Raw genomic sequence first — 19,468 nt, forward strand, 5'->3', positions numbered from 1 at the left:
CCGCCCCTCGGTCCGCCCCGCGGCAACCGTCGGCCCCCACTTCCCCCCCGGGGGTCCTCTTGGGGGGTTTTTTTTATCTATACCCCGCTTGCGGCCCGCGCGCCCCCGCGCCCGCGGAGATCGTTGCAAGGGCCGCGCGCGCCGACGCTCCCGTGTACGGGATCAACACCGGCTTCGGCAAACTTGCCTCGAAGCGCATTCCGCCGGACCAGACCGCGCTGCTCCAGCGCAACCTCATCGTCTCGCATTGCTGCGGCGTCGGTGCGGCGACGCCCGAGCCCATCGTCCGCCTGATGATGGCACTGAAGATCATCTCGCTCGGGCGCGGCGCCTCCGGCGTGCGCCGCGAGGTGATCGAGCAGCTGCAGGCCATGCTGGCGCGGCGCGTCTCACCGCTGGTGCCGCAGCAGGGTTCGGTCGGCGCTTCCGGTGACCTCGCGCCGCTCGCGCATATGACCGCCGTGATGATCGGCGAAGGGCAGGCGATCGTCGATGGCAAGATCGTATCGGGCCGCGAGGCGCTCGCCGCGGCCGGCCTGCCGCCACTGACGCTCGGTCCCAAGGAAGGGCTCGCGCTGATCAACGGCACGCAATTCTCCACTGCCTACGCCGTCTCCGGCGTGCTGCGCGCATTTCGCCTGGCCCGCGCCGCGCTCGTCACCGGCGCGCTGTCGGTCGATGCGGCGATGGCCTCGACGGCGCCGTTCCGCCCCGAAATCCAGGCGCTGCGCGGCCATTCGGGACAGATCGCGGCCGCGGCAGCCTTGATGGCGCTGCTCGAGGGCAGCGACATCCGCCTGTCGCATCTCGAAGGCGACGAGCGCGTGCAGGATCCCTATTGCCTGCGCTGCCAGCCGCAGGTCGCGGGCGCGGCGCTCGACCTGATCGTGCAGGCGGCGCGGACGCTGATCGTCGAGGCCAATGCCGTCACCGACAATCCGCTCGTGCTGGTCGAGACCGGCGAGATCGTCTCCGGCGGAAACTTCCATGCCGAACCGGTGGCCTTTGCCGCGGATACCATCGCGCTTGCGCTGTCGGAAATCGGTGCGATCAGCGAGCGGCGCATCGCGACGCTGGTCGATCCCGCGCTCAATTTCGGCCTGCCGCCGTTCCTCACTCCCGATCCCGGTATCAATTCCGGCTTCATGATCGCCGAGGTGACGGCGGCCGCGCTCTATGCCGAGAACAAGCAGCGCGCGGCCGCCTGCTCGATCGACTCGACGCCGACCAGTGCCAACCAGGAAGACCACGTCTCGATGGCCGCGCATGCCGCACGGCGGCTGTCCGATATGGCCGACAATCTCGCTGCCATCCTCGGCATCGAGTTCCTGGTCGCCGCCCAGGGCATCACGCTACGCGCGCCGCATGCGACGAGTGCGCCGCTCGTTGCCGTCATTGCGGCACTGCGCGAGCAGGTAGCGCCGCTCGGCGCAGACCGCTACATGGCCGGCGATCTCGCCAAGGCTGCAGCGATGATCGAGGCCGACGCGCTGCCGGCTGCGGCGCTCGCCGTACTTTCAACCGACCCGTTTCCGACGCTTGCCTGACGAGGTGTTCCGCATGAACCGCCGACTGGACAATGACCGCACCATCCGCGCGCCCCGCGGCAGCGAAATCAGCGCCAAGAGCTGGCTGACGGAAGCGCCCTTGCGCATGCTCATGAACAATCTCGATCCCGACGTTGCAGAACGTCCGAGCGAGCTCGTGGTCTATGGCGGCATCGGCCGCGCCGCGCGCGACTGGGAGAGCTTTGACCGGATCATTGCGACGTTGCGCAAGCTCGAAGCCGACGAGACGCTGCTGGTCCAGTCCGGCAAGCCGGTCGGCGTGTTCCGCACCCATGCTGACGCGCCGCGCGTCCTGATCGCCAACTCCAACATCGTGCCGCACTGGGCGACGCTCGATCATTTCAACGAGCTCGATCGCAAGGGCCTGATGATGTACGGCCAGATGACGGCGGGTTCCTGGATCTATATCGGCAGCCAGGGCATCGTGCAGGGCACCTACGAGACTTTTGTTGAGGTCGGGCGTCGCCATTACGGCGGCAGCCTCGCCGGCAAATGGATTCTGACGGCCGGTCTCGGCGGCATGGGCGGCGCGCAGCCGCTGGCTGCGACCATGGCGGGAGCCTCGATGCTGGCAGTCGAATGCCAGCCGAGCCGCATCGAGATGCGTCTGCGCACCGGTTATCTCGATCGCCAGGCCGCCACGCTCGACGAGGCACTTGCGATCACGGCGGAGGCGGCCAAGACGAAGAAGGCGGTCTCGGTCGGTCTGCTCGGCAATGCCGCGGAGATTTTTCCCGAGCTGGTCCGCCGCGGCGTCAGGCCCGATATCGTCACCGACCAGACCAGCGCGCACGATCCGATCAACGGCTATTTGCCGAAGGGCTGGACGCTCGCGGAGTGGGAAGCCACGCGCGCCGCCGACCCCAAGGCCGTGGAGCGCGCCTCGAAAACCTCGATGGTCGAGCACGTCCAGGCCATGCTGGATTTCCATGCGCAAGGCATCCCGACCCTCGACTACGGCAACAACATCCGCCAGATGGCCCAGGACATGGGCCTGAAGAATGCCTTCGATTTTCCGGGCTTTGTCCCCGCCTATATCCGTCCGTTGTTCTGCCGCGGCGTCGGGCCGTTCCGCTGGGCGGCGCTGTCGGGAGATCCCGAGGACATCTTCAAGACCGACGCCAAGGTCAAGGAGCTGATGCCTGACGACAAGCACCTGCACAATTGGCTCGACATGGCCAGGGAGCGCATCAAGTTTCAGGGCCTGCCGGCGCGGATCTGCTGGGTCGGGCTCGGCGATCGCGATCGCCTGGGCCTTGCCTTCAACGAGATGGTAGCGCGCGGCGAATTGAAGGCCCCCATCGTGATCGGGCGCGATCATCTCGACAGCGGCTCGGTGGCGAGCCCCAACCGCGAAACCGAAGCGATGAAGGACGGGTCGGACGCCGTGTCCGACTGGCCCTTGCTCAACGCGCTGCTCAATTGTGCCAGCGGCGCGACCTGGGTGTCGCTGCATCATGGCGGCGGCGTCGGCATCGGCTATTCCCAGCATGCCGGCATGGTGATCGTCGCCGACGGGACGCCGGAGGCGGCGAAGCGGATCGCGCGCGTTCTCTGGAACGACCCTGCCAGCGGCGTCATGCGCCACGCCGACGCCGGCTACGACACCGCGATCGAATGTGCCCGCGACAAGGGGCTCGATCTGCCGAGCCTGCGCTAGTCCAGGCGCGACTCAGGCCACGACCCTGGCTCCGGCGCCGCCAAGGCGCTGGCGTTCCTTTGCGAGATACTCGTCGATCGCGTCGCCGTGCATGGGCTTGGCGAAGTAGTAGCCCTGGATGAAGTCGCATCCCAGCCGGCGCAGGGTGTCGAGCTGAGCGCGGGTCTCGACGCCCTCGGCGACGCAGGCGATCTCCATGTCGTCACAGAGGCCTGTGAGGGACTTGATGATCTTGTGGCTCACTGCATTGTCATTGACGTCGGCGATGAAGCTGCGGTCGATCTTGATCTTGTCGAGCGGGAGCCAGTGCACGTGGCTCAGCGAGGAATAGCCGGTGCCGAAATCGTCCAGCGAAATGCCGCAGCCCATCGCCTTCAATGCCGCGATCGACTGCTGCGCGCGTACGAAATCGAAGGTGACGGCGGTCTCGGTGATCTCGAAATCGATCCGGTGCGGCGGCAACCCGCTCTTCTCCACGATGGTGATCAGAGGCAGGACGCCCTCGGGTGAGCAGATGTCGTGGGCGGACAGGTTGAACGACAGGCGGATGTGGTCGGGCCAGGTCCTGGCCGTCGCGAGCGCGCGCACCAGCAGCGCCTGCGTCAGCGGCCGGATCAGGCCGATGCGCTCGGCGGCGGGAATGAACTCGGCCGGCGAAACCAGGCCGAGGCGGGAGCTGCGCCAGCGCGCCAGAACCTCGAAGCCGGCGGTGTGCTCGCTCATGGCGTCCACGATCGGCTGGAACACCAAGTCCATCTCGGTGCTGAAATCGGCGGTGCGCAGCAAATTCTCGATGACGCCGCGGCTGCGGATCTCGGCCTCGAGCTCGCCCGAGAAGATCACGGTGCGGCCGCGCAGATGGCGCTTGGCGTGATAAAGTGAATAGTCGGCGCATTCATAGAGCGCTTCCGCCGTCGTTGCCGATTGCGGGAATAGCGCGAAGCCGATCGAGCAGGACAGCCCGGTATGGGCGGTGTCGAGCTGGTAGGGCAGCTTGACCTGGTCACCAACGCGTTCGCCGAGCCGCATCAGATTCGCATCGTCAGGGTCGCCGCACACGACGAGGCCGAACTCGTCGCCGCCGAGCCTGGCGAATTCCACCCGCTGCGGGCCGAAGCCCTCGCAGACTTCGCGGATGCGCCGGCCCGCCTCGATCAGAACGCGGTCGCCGACCGAATGGCCGTAATTGTCGTTGATCGGCTTGAAGCCATCGAGGTCGATGATCCCGACCGCGACGCGAACGTTCCTGCGCTCGGCATCGGTGAACGCGCTCGACAGCTCGGCGAAGAAGCGGCGGCGGTTCGGCAGTTCGGTCAGGGAATCGAGGTTGGCGAGGCGGAAGTTCTCGTCCGAGAGGGCTTGGGTCGCCGCCTGCTGCGCCAGCAGCGATTTGCGGCTCGCGACGAGATCGGCGAAGTCGCGATAGTAGATGAACAGCACCGTCACCATCGCCCCCGACACGAGCAGATTGTTGACGGCGATCGCCTTCAGCGTCGGCTCGCCGGTGGCCCAGAAGAACAGCACATAGGGCACGTCGACGACCAGCGTCACGATCAGTGCCGCCGAGCGCAGATGCATCAGCGAGAAGATGCAGCCGATCACGGTCACCGCCATGTAAAAGGCAACCTGGCTCTTGGCGAAGGGGTCGCCGTAAGGGTAGGTCGCGAAGGACCAGACTGTGAAGCCCGCGCCGATCGGCAATGTCATCCAGTTGGTGGCGCGCAGATTGCGTAGGATGTCGGCATCGGTGCGCACGAGGTGCCGTTGGCGCAGCCACCAGAAGGTGCGAAGCGCCGCGAGCGCGGTCAGCACGGATGGCACGATGAGCGTCAACCAGTCCGGCGCCACGCTCACATAGGTATAGGCGACAGCGATCGTGTTGCTCATGAGGATGAAATAGAGCAACGGGATCTGCTTGGAGAAGGCGTCGAATTGCGCGCGCGTGAGGTCGGGGTCAGCGGGCACGCGAAACAGCTGCAACGCGGCGGCGAGATGAGACTTCAAATTGGTGACAGGCATTGCAATACGAGCCCCGGATCCCCTTCAAAACGCTGGGGATGTTGCACGGCGAGGGTAAAGGTCGCGTTAGGCGGGTCTCGCAGGAAAAGCCGGCGAAGGTTGTACGCTACCGGGAGTTTTCCGGCCGCCTGCATTGGTGAGGCCGGGTTAACGATATGTGGCGGCGAAAACGAGCGTATCGATTGCAAAAGACCGCAAAAACGTTGGTGACGCTCTGCTAACCATCGGTGTCGGCGCAGCATTCTGTCGCATCGCCAATGGTGCGAGGCGATCTGCTCGCACACCTCTCTTTGTCGAGGAAAGGTGTGCGGATGCCCGGATGACCGCTATTTCTTCTCGAGCGCGGCGGTCTGCTTGGCGAGCTGCTTGTCGAAATCCTCCGACAGGGTTGTGGCGTAGGCTGCGAGCTCACCCGGCTTGACGAACGGGTTCGGTGCGCCGTCCTTCATTTCGGCACGCTTGGCCTGCATGCCATAGACCTCCGGATGCGGCCCGAGCAGCACGTCGATCTTCATCGCCTTCACCTTGGCGTAGGTCGCACGGTAGTCGTCGACGATTCCGGCATGGGTCGGCTGGCCGACCAGCTTGTTAAGAGCCACCGTGCCGCTACAGAAGAACAGCACCTTGCGGTCCTGATTGCCGTCCTTGACGGTCATTTCCCAGCTCGTGCAGCCCGGCGAGTGGCCAGGAGTCGCATGCGCGGTCAACGTGGTGTCGCCGAGCGTGACCTGGTCGCCTTCCTTCACGGCGCGATCGACCTTCACTGTGGGGAAGGCGAGATCCTCGTTCTTCTCGTCGCCAGGATAATAGCCGCCCTCCAGCAGCGGCTTGTCGCGTTCACCGGCCACGAGCTGTGCACCGGTCTCCTTCTTGATCTCGGCGAAGCCGCCGGTGTGGTCGAAATGCGCGTGCGTATTGAGGATGATCTTGATGTCGGAGACCTTGAGACCGAGCTTGCCAATGTTGTCCTTGATCATGCCGGTGGATTCCGGAAGCGCCGTATCCATCAGGATCAGGCCCTGTGAGGTCTTGATGATGTAGACGGCGATGCCGTCACTGCCGACATAGTAGATGTTGCCGATCAGCTGGAACGGCTCGAACGGCGTGGTCCATTTCTTGGTGACCGCCGCAATGAAATCCTTGACGGTCTGCGCCTGCGCGCCGGTTGCGAGGAACGCCAATGCACAGAGCGCGGCCCTGAGCTTTTTCATCGTTTGTCTCCCAGATTGTTCTTGCAGATTGTTCTTGTCGTCTTGATCGGGCGCGGCCTTCGCGCGGCCGGCCGGCAAGCTACGTCGTGCGAGGTGCGGCAGCAACGGCCACATGTCTGAAAAATGTCGTGGCATGCGCGGAATAACCGTGCCCGTCCGTTTTGAGTATGGCGGCCATCGCTGCAACGCGGCCGGTTGGGGTTTGACCGCGCGCAGTCGGCTCGCCATACTTTGCCCCAAGGCGAGCCAGAAAGACTCGTCGGCATCGGGAGCTGAAATGACCAGATCATCCTCCGTCCTTGCGGGGACGCTGAGTTTCCTCGTCTCCTTCACTTCAATTGCCTACTCGCAGCCGGCCTGCGTCACCCAGAACATGGTGATGCCGCCTGGGGCCAACAGCACCGACAAGGCGGCCCCGTTCTTTATCGATACGACGGGTCTCGATTTCAAGACGGCGCCTCCGACGCGCGATCCATCCAATCCCAATTACCCGCGCGCGACCGAGCTTCCTGACGGAACGCTGCCGCCACCGGGTGCCGAGGGCAATTTTATCATCGGCCCCACCCACAATCCTGCGCCGGAGACGATCGCGAGGGAGGGTGTGCCGCGCGGGACGACAAAATCCTTCACGCTGCCGTCGAAGGAGAGCACCATCTACAATCCCGGCTTGATCCGCGACGACGTCGCCGGCTGCACCAACTCCTCGATCATGACGACCGTCACGGCGCCGGAGGACAAGTCGCACATGATCGTCACCACCAGCCATCCCGGCGTCTGGTCGCGCACCATCGACGTCTATGTGCCGGCGCAATATGTGCGCGGCACCGAGGCGCCGTTCATCGTGGTCGGCGACGGCGGCTCGAACGCCTACAAGGATCTCGCCACTACGCTCGACAATCTGATCGCGCGGCGGCGCGTGCCGCCGATGATCGCGATCCAGATCGGCAATGGCGGGCAGGACGCGCAGGGCAGTCAGCGCGGCCGCGAATATGACGCGGTGTCAGGTACCTACGCGCAGTTCGTCGAGCGTGAAGTGCTGCCGTTGGTCGAAAAGAACGCCGACGTCAAGCTGACCAGAAATCCCGATGGGCGTGCGACCATGGGGCTGAGTTCGAGCGGCGTGGCAGCCTTCACCATGGCGTGGTTCTATCCCGATCTCTATCACCGCGTGCTGGCGTTCTCGCCGACCATGGTCAACCAGCAATGGCCGCACGACCCGTCGCTGCGCGGCGGCGCCTGGGAATATCACAGCGCATGGACGGGGCCGGCCACACCCAATCTCATTTCCAAGGCTGGCGTGCTCACGCCGGCCGAGCCGCCCGGCGTGCCGCTGATCGTCGCTGCGCCGGCCAAGCCGATCCGCTTCTGGTTCTTTGGCGGCGACCAGGACCTGTTCTATCCGAACCCCACCATTCCCGACGGCATGCACGACTGGACCCTCTCCAACGCGCTGATGACCAAGGTGCTGGCCGAGAAGGGCTACCACTATCAGTTTCTGTTCGTGCGCAACGCCAAGCACGTCGACCGCCCCACGATCGCGCAGACGCTGCCGTCGGCGCTGGAGTGGGTCTGGAAGGGCTATCCTATTCCCTAAGCGAAAGGCATAAAGGGTCAGGCGAGAGCGGCCTGGCGTTCCCGCATTGGTTCGCGGACCCGGTCGGGTTTGCCCGGCTCGGCGAGCCGCGTAAAGCTGCGCTGGGTTGCATGCGCGGGTGCTTCGACAATCACGCCCTCGCAAACGATCTGTCCGCCGAGCATCCTGAATTCCAGCTTGTCGTAGCGCGGCATCGTCTCGCCGGGCGCCGGCGGCAGCAGCCCGACGCTCCCCTGGATGTTCAGCGTGGCATCACCGGCGCCGTGAACCCGCGGATTCCACATCCTGATCCCGGTCTCCGCCCAGCGCTGCCGGATCAGCGCGGCGCGGTCGGCGGGTTCTGCGATCTTTGCACGAATCTTCGGTGCGCCAGTGATCTCCGGAGCGGGGGCCTGGAGGGCCGGCTCCGGCGCAACATCCGTGACGACGCTGGGCGTGTCGTCGGCGACTTTCGCGGCGCTGGGGGAGGAATCGCTGTCGATGCTATCCTCAGCGACATGCTCCGCCGAGATTTCGCGATCGGCAAGCGCCACACACGCATCGTCGAGAGTTGAGCGAGTATCCACGTCGACGGTAGCGGAATGCTCGTCGTTGGCGGCGAGAGCGGGGGCATCAACCGGGACGATCTCGACCGCGGCATCGGCGGACGAGGCCTCCTCCGCGACAACGGGCTCACCGCCGTCCGCGAGTTCGGAAGATAGATCGCTGTTGATGATGAGTTCGGGGACGTCGACCGGCTCGCGCACGACCTCGATGGTCGCGACCGACGCTTCCTCCACGACGACCGGCTCGAGGCCCGCCGCCGTCTCCCGGGAGGATTCGTCGCTGCCGCTGATATCGGCTGGCGCTTCCGACGGGCTCTCCGCGATGACAGGGCTGGCGCTGTCGTCTTCGGCCGAAGCCGCGACCGCGGCGTCGCAGTGCGACGTATCCACGCCGATGCTGGTGTCGAGAACCTCCGCGGCTACTGCAATGTCAGCAACAATGGCGGATGAGGCGTCTGCGGTATCAGGCGCGACCGCGATGCTGCCGCCGTGCGGCGCAGGCCGAAGCCGGGTCAACGCCCATTTCACCGCGGGGATGCGGCGCAGCAACGATATCAGTCTCGAAAGCACTGGGAGTTGTCCAAGAGGTACTCGGCTTGAGGCCATCGCTGATTCGCCAGCAATGTAAAAATCCCCGGCTGTCACACTGATGTCAATGTAGGTGGGACCAATTGCAGAACATCCAAGCCTTTAGAGCGCGCGGCTGCGAGTTAGCCGGCGTGACTGTAGTCAAGCTGCAGCCCCGCCAACACGCTTCGTTCGACACCAAGACCTTCGCGTATGACATCGGCGAGCTTTGGCGGCACGAAGACTCTTGGAGAGGGGACGATCGCCCCTCTCCGGACTTCCGATCGATGCAAGCCTACTTTCCGGAGCCCGCGCCGCCGCCGGCCTGGCTGCCCATGTTGTTCGTGTTGCTGCCGCCGGCCGACGGAGTCTGCTTGCCCTTGCTGTCGGCGGCCTCGTTCTGCATGTTCGACGACGCGCCGGTCGTCATGCCCTTGGTCGCGGGGCCCCCCGACGAAGGGCCGACGTCGCCATGGCCGGATGCGCCTGGGGCGGGTTGTGTCTGCGCAAAGGCGCCGCCGGTCGCCAGCGCCATGATGCATGCGGATGCCAAAATGATCTTCTTCATCTGGTTTCCTCCTGGGTTGACTTGAGGACAACTTGCGCGCGGAGCGGACGTTCCTCACAGGGAAGCGTCGCGAGGATCATGACCAAGCACGTTGCGGTGCTTGTCGAGGTTCCCTGTACGGCTCTATCGACGGTAGAGTTTGGAACATCGGGCATCTGGTGTAAGGACGAGGCATGAAAAAGATAATGACTCTCGGAGCGATTCTGCTCTGGTCCACGATCGCAGTCGCGCAGGAGCGCGCCATCACCGTGGCCTCGACGACGTCGACGGAACAGTCGGGGCTGTTCGGTTACTTGCTGCCGCTGTTCTCGAAGGCCGCGGGCATCGACGTGAAGGTCGTTGCCGTCGGTACGGGCCAGGCGCTCGACATCGGGCGGCGCGGCGATGCAGACGTCGTGTTCGTCCATGACAGGCCCGCCGAGGACAAGTTCATGTCCGAAGGGGAGGGCGTGAAGCGCTTTGATGTCATGTACAACGACTTCGTCATTGTCGGGCCGAAGAGCGATCCCGCGAAGATCGCCGGCGGCAAGGACGTGGCCGGTGCGCTGCGCAAGATCGCCGCCGCGAAGGCGCCGTTCATCTCGCGCGGCGACAAGTCCGGCACGCACGCGGCCGAGCTACGGCTGTGGAAGGAGGCAGGCATCGACCTCGGTGCCGCCAAGGACGGCTGGTATCGCGAGATCGGCCAGGGCATGGGTCCGGCCCTGAACATGGCGTCGTCGTCGAATGCTTATCTGCTGTCGGACCGCGGCACCTGGTTGTCATTCAAGAACCGCGGCGAGCTTACCGTCCTGACGGAAGGCGACAAGCGGCTGTTCAACCAGTACGGCGTCATGCTGGTCAATCCGGCCAAGCATGCGAACGTGAAGGCGCAGGACGGGCAGGCCTTCATCGACTGGCTGATCTCTCCTGGGGGGCAGGAGGCCATCGCCGGCTACAAGGTCGGGGGCGAGCAGCTATTTTTCCCCAACGCGTCCCACTAGCAGGAAGGCGACGGTGGACACTGCGACGCTGAGTGCGAGCAGGATCAGCCCGAGCCCGAGCGCCAGCGGCAGGTCGCCCTTGCTGGTCTCCAGCGCGATCGCCGTCGTCATCGTGCGCGTGAAACCGCGGATGTTGCCGCCGACGATGAGGATGGCGCCAACCTCGGCGATCGCGCGCCCGAAGGCTGCTAGAAAGGCCGTCAGCAGCGAGGTCCGGCCCAGCGCGAACAGCAAGCCGATGCTGCGCAACGTCGACAGCCCGTCGATCCGCGCCAGGTCGCCATACTCCGCCCACAGCAGGCTCGCCGGCCGGTGGACGAGTGCAACCACGATCGGTGTTGCGAGCAGCGATTGCGCAATCACCATGGCCGTTGGCGTAAACAACAGGCCGGCGGCCCCGAACGGGCCGGATCGTGACAGCAAAAGATAGAGTGCGAGCCCGACCACGACCGGCGGAAGACCAAGCAAGGCATTGGTGAGGACGATGATGACCTGCCGCCCGCGGAACCGGGTGATCGCAAGCAGCGCCCCGAACGGCGCCCCGATCAGAAGCGCGAGGATGCTGGCGGTGAGGCTGACGCGCACCGACAGCCCGACGATGGCCAGAAGCTCCGCATCGACCTCGCCGATCAGCGTGAACGCGGCGCCGACGGATCGCGCGAAGTCGTTCATCCGTGCCTGAGCTTCGGCGCCCGCCGCGATGTCTCGCGTGCGCCGATTTCGGGACTGCGGAGGTGATTCACGTTTATTTCCCTGAGGGAATCGTCCTGCAAAGCAGGCGGCGGAGCGGTTTGGTAACCCGAATTGGACCGGAAATCAAAGCCTTGCGCAGCATGGCACGAGGTGGCGTTCGGCCTCATCGTTTTGACTTTGCCCGATGCGGGGACCGTCGGGGCTCAGATCAAGCCGCGCAGCACTTCAATAAGCCGGGCACACTCTGCCTCCGTTCCGACCGTGATGCGCAGGAAGTTCTCGATGCGTGGCTTGCCGAAATGCCGGACCAGAACGCCACGCTGGCGAAGCGCTGCCGCGAGATCTGCTCCGCTCCGGCTTCGATGGCGCGCGAAGACGAAGTTGGCGAGCGACGGCAACACCTCGAAGCCGAGTTGTCTGAGGTCGCGGGCCAAGGTTTCGCGGCTCGCGATGATACGGGCACGGGTGTCTCGGAACCAGCCGTCGTCCTCGATGGCGGCGGCGGCGCCGGCGATCGCGAGGCAATCGACGGGATAGGAGTTGAAGCTGTCCTTCACGCGTTCCAGCGCTTCGATCAGCGGTCGTTGGCCGATGGCAAAACCAACCCGCAGGCCAGCGAGCGAGCGCGACTTCGAGAAGGTCTGGATGACCAGCAGATTGTCGTGGCGTGCAACCAGCGGCACGGCGCTCTCGGCGCCGAAATCGACATAGGCCTCGTCCACCACCACCAGCCGGTCCGGCTGTTCGGCGAGCAGCGATGCGATTGCGTCGCGCTGAAGGGCAATGCCGGTAGGAGCGTTCGGATTGCAGAGGAGGATGGCACTCGATGGCCGCCTGTAGTCGGAGATATCGATCCTCATCGCAGCATCGAGCGGCACCTCGTCATGCGTTATTCCATAGAGGCCGCAATAAACAGGGTAGAAGCTGTAGGTGACGTCGGGGAATAGAAGCGGTGGTTCGTGCTTCAGAAGCGCCTGGAAGGTGTGGGCCAGAACCTCGTCGGAGCCGTTGCCGACGAACACTTGCTCGGGCGCCACATCGCAATGGGCCGCGATCGCCTCACGCAGGCGCGTTGCGCGCGGATCGGGATAAAGGCGCAGCCGCTCCACGGCCGCTGCGATCGCCGCCAGCACGCGCGGCGAGGGCGGGTAGGGATTCTCGTTGGTATTGAGCTTAACGATGCCGTCCTGCTTGGGCTGCTCGCCGGGGACGTAGGGCGAAAGCGTGTGGACGACCGGACTCCAGAAACGGCTCATGATCTCCAATCCGAATGTGATCGGGCACAGTAGGGTATACGGGAGCTCCGCGGAAGTGCGCCTGCATTCAGCAATCCCAGGCAAATCTGCACTAGGCTTACTGCCGGAGACGTTCCCAAGCGCGCCCCCTATGCTAGGGTCATCGCACCACCGCCCAGAATGAAAACAAGAACGAAGGCTGGCGCGCCCCAGGGCGCGGAACGGCCGAAAAGAGAGGAACACATGCCGGGTGCAGCCCTTCCCATCGCTCCCTCGATTCCGACCGCGCCCGTGACCTCAGCCGTTCTCGAGCGCTTGCGGGCCATCGTCGGCGACAAAGGCCTGATCCTGGACGAGCAGGACAAGCTGCCCTTCGTGACCGACTGGCGGGGCGAACTGGCGGGGCAGGCCGCGGCGGTCGTGCGTCCGGCCAGCACCGCGGAAGTCTCCGCTGTCGTCAAGCTCTGCTACGACAACGGCATTGCCATCGTTCCGCAAGGTGGCAACACCGGCCTGATGGGCGGTGCCACGCCGTGGCCCATGCACCGCGGCATCGTGCTGTCGCTCGGTCGCATGAACCAGGTGTCGAATATCGATCCCGTCGGCTATGCCATGACCGTGGAGGCAGGCTGCATCCTCGAGACGCTTCAGGACACAGCCGCGCGCCACGACCGCCTCTTTCCGCTCAGCCTCGGTGCTCAGGGCTCGTGCATGGTCGGAGGTAATCTGTCCACCAATGCCGGCGGCGTGCAGGTGCTGCGTTATGGCAATGCGCGAAATCTGGTGTTGGGTCTCGAGGTCGTGCTGGCTAACGGCGATGTCTGGGACGGCCTGCGTGCGCTCAAGAAGGACAACACCGGCTATGACCTCAAGCATCTGTTCATGGGCGCCGAAGGGACGCTCGGCATCATCACCAAGGCGGTGCTGAAACTCTGGCCGGCGCCGAAAGACGTGTGCACGGCATGGCTCGCGATTCGCGATCCCAAGTCTGCTATCGACCTTCTGTCGGAGGCGCATGCTGCTTCCGATGACAATGTCGGCTCCTGTGAGCTCATCAGCCGTGCGTGCACCGACATGGTGCTGCGGCACATTCCCGGCACCCAGGATCCTCTCAAGGCTGAGACCGAATGGTATCTCCTTCTCGAATGGTCGTCGGCCCGGCCACGGCAGGACGGTGGCACGGGCATGTCGGACAGGATGGAGCAGTTCCTGGCCGACCAGCTCGAGGCGGGCCGGGTGCTGGATGCGGTGATCGCGCAAACCGAAACGCAGTCGCGCAACATGTGGCGAATTCGCGAGAGCGTGGCCGAGGCATCGCGCACCGAAGGTCCGGGCTTGAGCTACGACGTCTCGGTCGCGGTCTCAAGGATTCCCGAGTTTATCGACAGCGGTCTCGAGGCCGTGCTCGCAATCCTGCCGCCGATCCGCCCCTATCCGCTCGGCCATATCGGAGACGGCAATTTGCACTTCTCCTTCATGGGTCCGAAGGGCATGGACCGCGATACGCTGTCCCAGTATTCCGCAGCAATCACACGGGCCGTCAACGACCTCGTTACCTCCATGGGCGGCTCGATCTCGGCGGAACATGGCATCGGCATCGAGAAGCTCGACGAGCTCCAGCACTATCGCTCCCGGATCGAGCTCGACATCATGCGCACGATCAAGCGGGCGCTCGATCCCAAGAACATCATGAATCCGGGCAAGGTGCTTCGTCTCGGTTGAGGCGCGTCCACCTCGAGCCCGGTGCTCCCCGCACCCTCGCGCCCTCCGGGGACGGGATGCCGCAGATCGGCCGGGCCAAACGGGCCGGGGCACCAAATCACGCCGTTTCGCGACCGAAAGGCGGCTTTATTCCCGCCTTGGATGCTTTAATGAAGGGACAAGATCAGGTCGCACCCGCCCGGGGGCGGTGCTAGACCCTGATGCAGGAACAATGGGGCGGGGCCGGTAGGGCACGTCCGTAAGGATAAAGGATTTGAGGCAATGATCCAAACCGTTGGCATCATCGGGGCAGGGACCATGGGGAACGGCATCGCGCAGATTTGTGCCGCGGCCGGGCTTTCGGTCGTGATGGTCGATATTTCCGATGCGGCGGTGAACCGCGGGATTTCGACGGTCGGCGGCAGCCTCGAGCGCCTGGTCAAGAAGGAGAAGATGTCGGCGGGCGATCGCGACGCCACGCTCAAGCGCATCACCGGCACCACCGATCGCGCCAAGCTCGTCGATTGCGATCTCGTCATCGAGGCGGCGACCGAGAACGAGGAACTCAAGGTCAAGATCCTGAAGGATCTCTGTGCGACGCTGTCGCCGCGAACGCTGCTCGCCACGAACACCTCGTCGATCTCGATCACGAAGCTCGCCGCCGCGACCGACCGCCCGGACCGCTTCATCGGCATGCACTTCTTCAATCCGGTTCCGGTCATGGCGCTGCTGGAGCTCATCCGCGGCTTGCAGACCTCCGACGACACCCACGCCAAGGCGCTCGATTTCGCCAAGCGCGTCGGCAAGGTGGCGATCACGGCCAAGAACAGCCCCGGCTTTGCCGTCAACCGCATCCTGTGCCCGATGATCAACGAGGCGATCTTCGCGCTGCAGGAGGGGATTGCGACGGCGGAAGAGATCGATGCCGGCATGAAGCTCGGCTGCAACCATCCGATCGGGCCGCTGGCGCTCGCCGATCTCGTCGGGCTCGACACCATGTTGTCGGTGATGGAGGTCTTTTATAAAGGCTTCAACGACCCCAAATACCGTCCAGCTCCCCTGCTCAAGGAAATGGTCGACGCCGGCCATCTCGGCCGCAAGACGGGGCAGGGCTTTTACACCTACGGCGCCTGACAATGGCGCAGGCGGCGGGCGTTGAGTGCTCGCCGCCGGCCCCCGCGATTTGCGCTGCGACAAAGACGCCGCGCGCAATCGGCCTGACAATGTCGAACGGGCGTCCTGCGGGAACAACGGAACGGATAACAAGGGACATGTCGGATCGACTGAAGGCCGAGCGCGAGGCTGCGGCCGCGCGGCGGAATTTGCTGACCCAGGATGCAATCGAGCGCACGGGGATCACCGAAGAGATGATCGGGGAACTCGTGACCCGTTTCTATGGCCGCGTCCGTGAGGATGCGCTGCTGGGGCCGGTGTTCGCGATCGTGCAGAATTGGGACGAGCATCTGGCCAAGCTCCGGGATTTCTGGTCGTCGGTCGTGCTGATGAGCGGCCGCTACCATGGTTCGCCGATGCGGGCGCATATGCCACTGAACCTGGTCGGGGATCATTTCGACCGCTGGCTCGATTTGTTTGAACAGACCGCGCGCGAGGTCTGCCCGCCGCAGGCAGCCGCGCTGTTCATCGACAGGGCGCGCCGCATCGCCGACAGTTTCGAGATGGCGTCGGCGACCTTGGCCGGACGCATCGCTGCGCCGCGTCACGTGCTCCGCTCCTAGAATACAGAATGCCTGCCTGAGAAATGCGCAGCCGCATTGATGGCGCTACGATCGCGCCGAGCGTCGGCGCATTGCACCAATACCGGCAGCATTGATCTGATCTGCAAAATCATCATGCCGGTCGCGTAGCGTGACGTTGCAATTAGAAAAATGCGCGCAAATGCGCGTGTTCGCGTTCAATCAGTGCGAGCATAACCGTGTGATGCACTGCGGGAAAAAATCTTTGCCTTTTTTTCGGCAGAGTTCCAGCGCCTGCTTGTGAACATGTCGAGTGCATCGTTCAACCCATCCTCTTCATCCTCCGACAACACAGCGGAATCCGAAGCTGACGCTTGCACGGAGCAAACCCGGCGGGCACTCTTGAAGAGTGCGCTGGCCACCACGGCGTGCTTCGCCTGTTCCACGCAGGTCCACGCGGGCGAGGATGCGCCCGGCTCCGACGAGCGGCCTCAGAAGGGCGATCTGCTCGTGTTCGCCGAAGGCGATCAGGAGGGAAAGCCCGTCACCGCGGCCGCTCTGTCGGCCGGCGGACCGCCGGTGCATGCCTGGCCGAAAGATCCAAAGACATCGGTCGTGCGCAGCGCCTCGCGCCTCAACGAGATCTTGATCATCCGCCTCGACCCCGCCGAGCTCGACGAGCAGACAAAAGCGCGCGCCGTCGACGGCATCCTCGCCTATTCGGCAATCTGCTCGCATGCCGGCTGTCCTGTCACGGCGTGGGTGAAGAGCGATGTCGGCGACAAGGAAGTGCTCAAATGCATGTGCCACAACTCCGAATACGATCCTCGCGCGGGCGCGCAGGTCGTGTTCGGGCCGGCGCCGCGACGGCTCGCTGCGCTGCCGCTGGCGCTGGCTGACGGCTCGCTCAGCGCCGCCGGAAACTTCGTCGGAAAGGTAGGTGGCGCGCAGCCGGGATGATGGGCGTGCGGGTTGTGCCCGCGTCATGAGAGACCGCATCCGCCGATGGGTGGACGACGGGACGAACGACAAGAATTCAAAACAAGAATTCAAAACGGATGAAAAAGGGGAACGCCATGACCAGGAAGCAGTGGTTACTGTCCGGCTTCGTCACCTTCACGTGTCTTGCATCGACTCTTGCCTCGACCGCCGCCGTATCAGGCCCGATCGAGAACTACGCGCCGGTCACCGCGCAGCGGTTGGAAAACCCGGAGCCCGCCAATTGGATGCTCTACCGGCGGACCTATGACGGGCAGGGCTACAGCCCGCTCGACCAGATCAACACCTCGAATGTAAAGAACCTCACCCCGGTCTGGACCTTCGCGACCGGCGTGGTCGAAGGTCACGAGGCGCCGCCGATCGTCAACAACGGCGTGATGTTCGTTGCGACCCCGATGGGGCAGGTGATCGCGCTGAACGCCAAAACGGGCGACGAATATTGGCGCTACAAGCGGCAGCTTCCCGACGACCTATTCCAGTTGCATCCGACCAGCCGCGGCGTCGGCCTATGGGAGGACAAGCTCTATCTCGCCACCACAGACGACCATGTCGTCGCGCTCGATGCCAAGACCGGCAAGGTGGTGTGGGACACCAAGGTGCAGGACTACAAGAAGGGCCAGTACATGACCCTGATGCCGCTGATCGTCGACGGCAAGGTCATCGTGGGCGGCTCCGGCGGCGAGTTCGGCGTGCGCGGCTATGTCGCCGCCTACGATGCCAAGGACGGCAAGGAGCTGTGGCGGACCTATACCATTCCGGGCGAAGGCGAACCCGGCCACGACACCTGGCAGGGCGAGGACTGGAAGAACGGCGGCGGCTCGGCCTGGATGACCGGCAATTACGACAAGGACACCAAGACGATCTATTGGGGCGTCGGCAACGCCGCGCCGTGGCCCGGCGAGATGCATCCCGGGGACAATCTCTATACCTCCTCGGTGCTCGCGCTCGATCCGAACACCGGCAAGATCAAGACCCATCACCAGTATCACCAGAACGATTCCTGGGACTGGGACGAAGTCGAAGCGCCGATGTTGATCGACCTGCAACGCGACGGCCGCAACATCAAGAGCCTGGTCCATCCGGGACGCGATGCGATCTTCTGGATACTCGAGCGCACGCCGACCAAAATCAACTACGTCGCCGGCTGGCCGTTCGTCTCCACTGACGTCTGGAAGGGCATCGACGCCGAGAGCGGCAGGCCGATCGTCGATCCCGCGCACAAGCCCGTGGTCGGCAAGCGCGTGGAGTTCTGTCCATCGCTCTGGGGCGGCAAGGATTGGCCGTCGGCGGCCTACAGCCAGAAGACCGGCCTCGTCTACGTGCCCGCCAACGAGAATTTCTGCGGTGGGTTCACCGGCGAGAAGGTTCCGCTCAAGCCCGGCGAGCTCTGGCTCGGCACCAAGCCGGAGGACATCGGCCTGAAGACGAAGCCGGGTGCCGATCATTTCGGCGAGCTCCAGGCTTGGGATCCCGCCACGGGCAAGAAGGTGTGGCAGCACAACTTCCCCAAGTCGCAGCTGTTCGGATCGGTGACGGCGACCGCAGGCGATCTCGTCTTCGTGGGCGGTACCAACGACCGCAACTTCCGCGCCTTCAACGCCAAGAGTGGCGAGCTGCTCTGGGAGCAGAAGACCAACTCCGGCATCATGGGCATGCCGGTGTCCTATGAGATCGACGGCACGCAATACATCGCGATCCAGTCGGGATGGGGCGTGGATGCGCAGCGCATCCAGGATGCACTCGTGACCAACAATATCGGCATCGAAGCCAACGTGCCGCAGGGCGGCGTGATCTGGGTGTTCGCGCTGAAGAAGTAAGCTCCGCTGGCGGATCGAAAGAAGCGGAGTGTCAGGGGGCAAATGCGGCGGACGGCAACGTCCGCCGCATTTTGCGTCGGCGTCCTCCCTTCTCCCTTTGCGGCAGAAGGTGGCGCGAAGCGCCGGATGAGGGGTTCTATCCGCGCATCACAATGTGCGAGACTCACGCAGGCATACCCCTCACCCAAGCGGGGTCGTGGCAACCGGCGTCGCTGCCCTCTCCCGCAAGGGGAGAAGGCATATCGCTGCGCTTCGGCGAAGAAGTAGATCCGACAATCACGGCGTCAAAACGCCGATGCGCGAGATCGCTACTTCCCCTCGCGCTCGACCTTGTCCTTTGCCTTCTGGTTCATCTCGCGAACCTTGGGATCGGGATTGTGCTGCCCGGTGGTCTGGCTGGTCGAGGGCGGCGTGGCATTGGCGTTTGGCAGTGAGTTCTGGTCCGGCGTGCTGGGGCGCGTCGCGGTGGTCGGCGGTGTGGTGTTGCTCTGGGCGTATGCGCCAGTGGCCGTCAAAAGCAAGGCGCTCGACAGCAACGAGACTGCGAGCGCCTTTGAGGTATGGGTCATCGATCTGCTCCTGTCAGATCGATGCAAACGGCGCGAGGCCGCCTT

At 64.4% G+C, this 19,468-nt stretch carries 15 protein-coding genes and 1 pseudogene; 9 read left to right on the forward strand and 7 right to left on the reverse strand.

Features of this window, described 5'->3' with window-relative positions; all coding sequences use genetic code 11:
• Positions 1–95 precede the first annotated feature (95 nt).
• Together hutH and hutU are read left to right on the forward strand one after the other, a co-directional pair.
• Positions 96–1,547 (forward strand): annotated as a pseudogene (gene hutH, locus AC0L30_RS35420) (histidine ammonia-lyase); the annotation flags it as partial.
• Positions 1,548–1,560: 13 nt separating this feature from the next.
• Positions 1,561–3,228 (forward strand): urocanate hydratase, encoded by a 1,668-nt coding sequence (hutU, locus tag AC0L30_RS35425; protein ID WP_473406279.1) that lies wholly within the window; start codon positions 1,561–1,563, stop codon positions 3,226–3,228.
• Between the two features lie 12 nt (positions 3,229–3,240).
• Here hutU and AC0L30_RS35430 read toward each other — a convergent pair whose 3' ends face one another.
• Positions 3,241–5,247, reverse strand: a complete 2,007-nt coding sequence (locus tag AC0L30_RS35430) for a putative bifunctional diguanylate cyclase/phosphodiesterase (RefSeq protein ID WP_473406280.1) — start codon at positions 5,245–5,247, stop codon at positions 3,241–3,243.
• Positions 5,248–5,573: 326 nt separating this feature from the next.
• Positions 5,574–6,458, reverse strand: a complete 885-nt coding sequence (gene blaBJP, locus AC0L30_RS35435) for a BJP family subclass B3 metallo-beta-lactamase (protein WP_473365671.1) — start codon at positions 6,456–6,458, stop codon at positions 5,574–5,576.
• Between the two features lie 277 nt (positions 6,459–6,735).
• Between blaBJP and AC0L30_RS35440 the strand changes: the two genes are divergently transcribed.
• Positions 6,736–8,052 carry an alpha/beta hydrolase gene (locus AC0L30_RS35440; RefSeq protein ID WP_473406281.1) on the forward strand — a complete coding sequence of 439 codons (1,317 nt, stop codon included), beginning with the start codon at positions 6,736–6,738 and terminating at the stop codon, positions 8,050–8,052.
• Between the two features lie 17 nt (positions 8,053–8,069).
• On the opposite strand, the gene AC0L30_RS35445 is transcribed toward AC0L30_RS35440, so the two are convergent.
• Both AC0L30_RS35445 and AC0L30_RS35450 read right to left on the reverse strand, forming a co-directional pair.
• The gene (locus AC0L30_RS35445; RefSeq protein ID WP_473406282.1) at positions 8,070–9,167 is read right to left on the reverse strand and encodes a hypothetical protein; all 1,098 of its coding nucleotides are present in this window, start codon (positions 9,165–9,167) and stop codon (positions 8,070–8,072) included.
• Between the two features lie 292 nt (positions 9,168–9,459).
• A complete protein-coding gene (locus AC0L30_RS35450; RefSeq protein WP_473406283.1) occupies positions 9,460–9,732 on the reverse strand; it encodes a hypothetical protein in 273 nt (90 codons plus the stop codon).
• Between the two features lie 173 nt (positions 9,733–9,905).
• Between AC0L30_RS35450 and AC0L30_RS35455 the strand changes: the two genes are divergently transcribed.
• Positions 9,906–10,715: an ABC transporter substrate-binding protein gene (locus tag AC0L30_RS35455; protein ID WP_473406284.1), complete on the forward strand. Its 810-nt coding sequence runs from the start codon at positions 9,906–9,908 to the stop codon at positions 10,713–10,715.
• Here AC0L30_RS35455 and AC0L30_RS35460 read toward each other — a convergent pair.
• Positions 10,689–11,387, reverse strand: coding sequence for an ABC transporter permease (locus AC0L30_RS35460; RefSeq protein ID WP_473406285.1), 699 nt, complete (start codon positions 11,385–11,387; stop codon positions 10,689–10,691). The two genes, AC0L30_RS35455 and AC0L30_RS35460, sit on opposite strands and share 27 nt — an antisense overlap.
• A 224-nt stretch (positions 11,388–11,611) precedes the next feature.
• Positions 11,612–12,664, reverse strand: a complete 1,053-nt coding sequence (gene hisC / locus AC0L30_RS35465; protein ID WP_473254719.1) for a histidinol-phosphate transaminase — start codon at positions 12,662–12,664, stop codon at positions 11,612–11,614.
• Between the two features lie 222 nt (positions 12,665–12,886).
• On the opposite strand from hisC, the gene AC0L30_RS35470 reads away from it, so the two are divergent.
• The 5 genes from AC0L30_RS35470 (at position 12,887) to AC0L30_RS35490 (ending at position 18,854) form a co-directional block, all read left to right on the forward strand.
• Positions 12,887–14,365, forward strand: a complete 1,479-nt coding sequence (locus tag AC0L30_RS35470) for an FAD-binding oxidoreductase (RefSeq protein ID WP_473406286.1) — start codon at positions 12,887–12,889, stop codon at positions 14,363–14,365.
• 261 nt (positions 14,366–14,626) lie between these two features.
• The gene (locus AC0L30_RS35475; protein WP_007612992.1) at positions 14,627–15,478 is read left to right on the forward strand and encodes a 3-hydroxybutyryl-CoA dehydrogenase; all 852 of its coding nucleotides are present in this window, start codon (positions 14,627–14,629) and stop codon (positions 15,476–15,478) included.
• A gap of 137 nt (positions 15,479–15,615) precedes the next feature.
• Positions 15,616–16,080 (forward strand): group III truncated hemoglobin, encoded by a 465-nt coding sequence (locus tag AC0L30_RS35480; RefSeq protein ID WP_007601358.1) that lies wholly within the window; start codon positions 15,616–15,618, stop codon positions 16,078–16,080.
• A 264-nt stretch (positions 16,081–16,344) separates the two neighbouring features.
• A complete protein-coding gene (locus tag AC0L30_RS35485) occupies positions 16,345–16,998 on the forward strand; it encodes a QcrA and Rieske domain-containing protein (RefSeq protein ID WP_473406287.1) in 654 nt (217 codons plus the stop codon).
• Positions 16,999–17,114: 116 nt separating this feature from the next.
• Positions 17,115–18,854, forward strand: coding sequence for a methanol/ethanol family PQQ-dependent dehydrogenase (locus tag AC0L30_RS35490; protein WP_007601360.1), 1,740 nt, complete (start codon positions 17,115–17,117; stop codon positions 18,852–18,854).
• Between the two features lie 308 nt (positions 18,855–19,162).
• Here AC0L30_RS35490 and AC0L30_RS35495 read toward each other — a convergent pair whose 3' ends face one another.
• A complete protein-coding gene (locus AC0L30_RS35495; RefSeq protein WP_007601361.1) occupies positions 19,163–19,423 on the reverse strand; it encodes a hypothetical protein in 261 nt (86 codons plus the stop codon).
• Positions 19,424–19,468 lie beyond the last annotated feature (45 nt).

Source organism: Bradyrhizobium sp. MI1.11 (assembly GCF_055811255.1).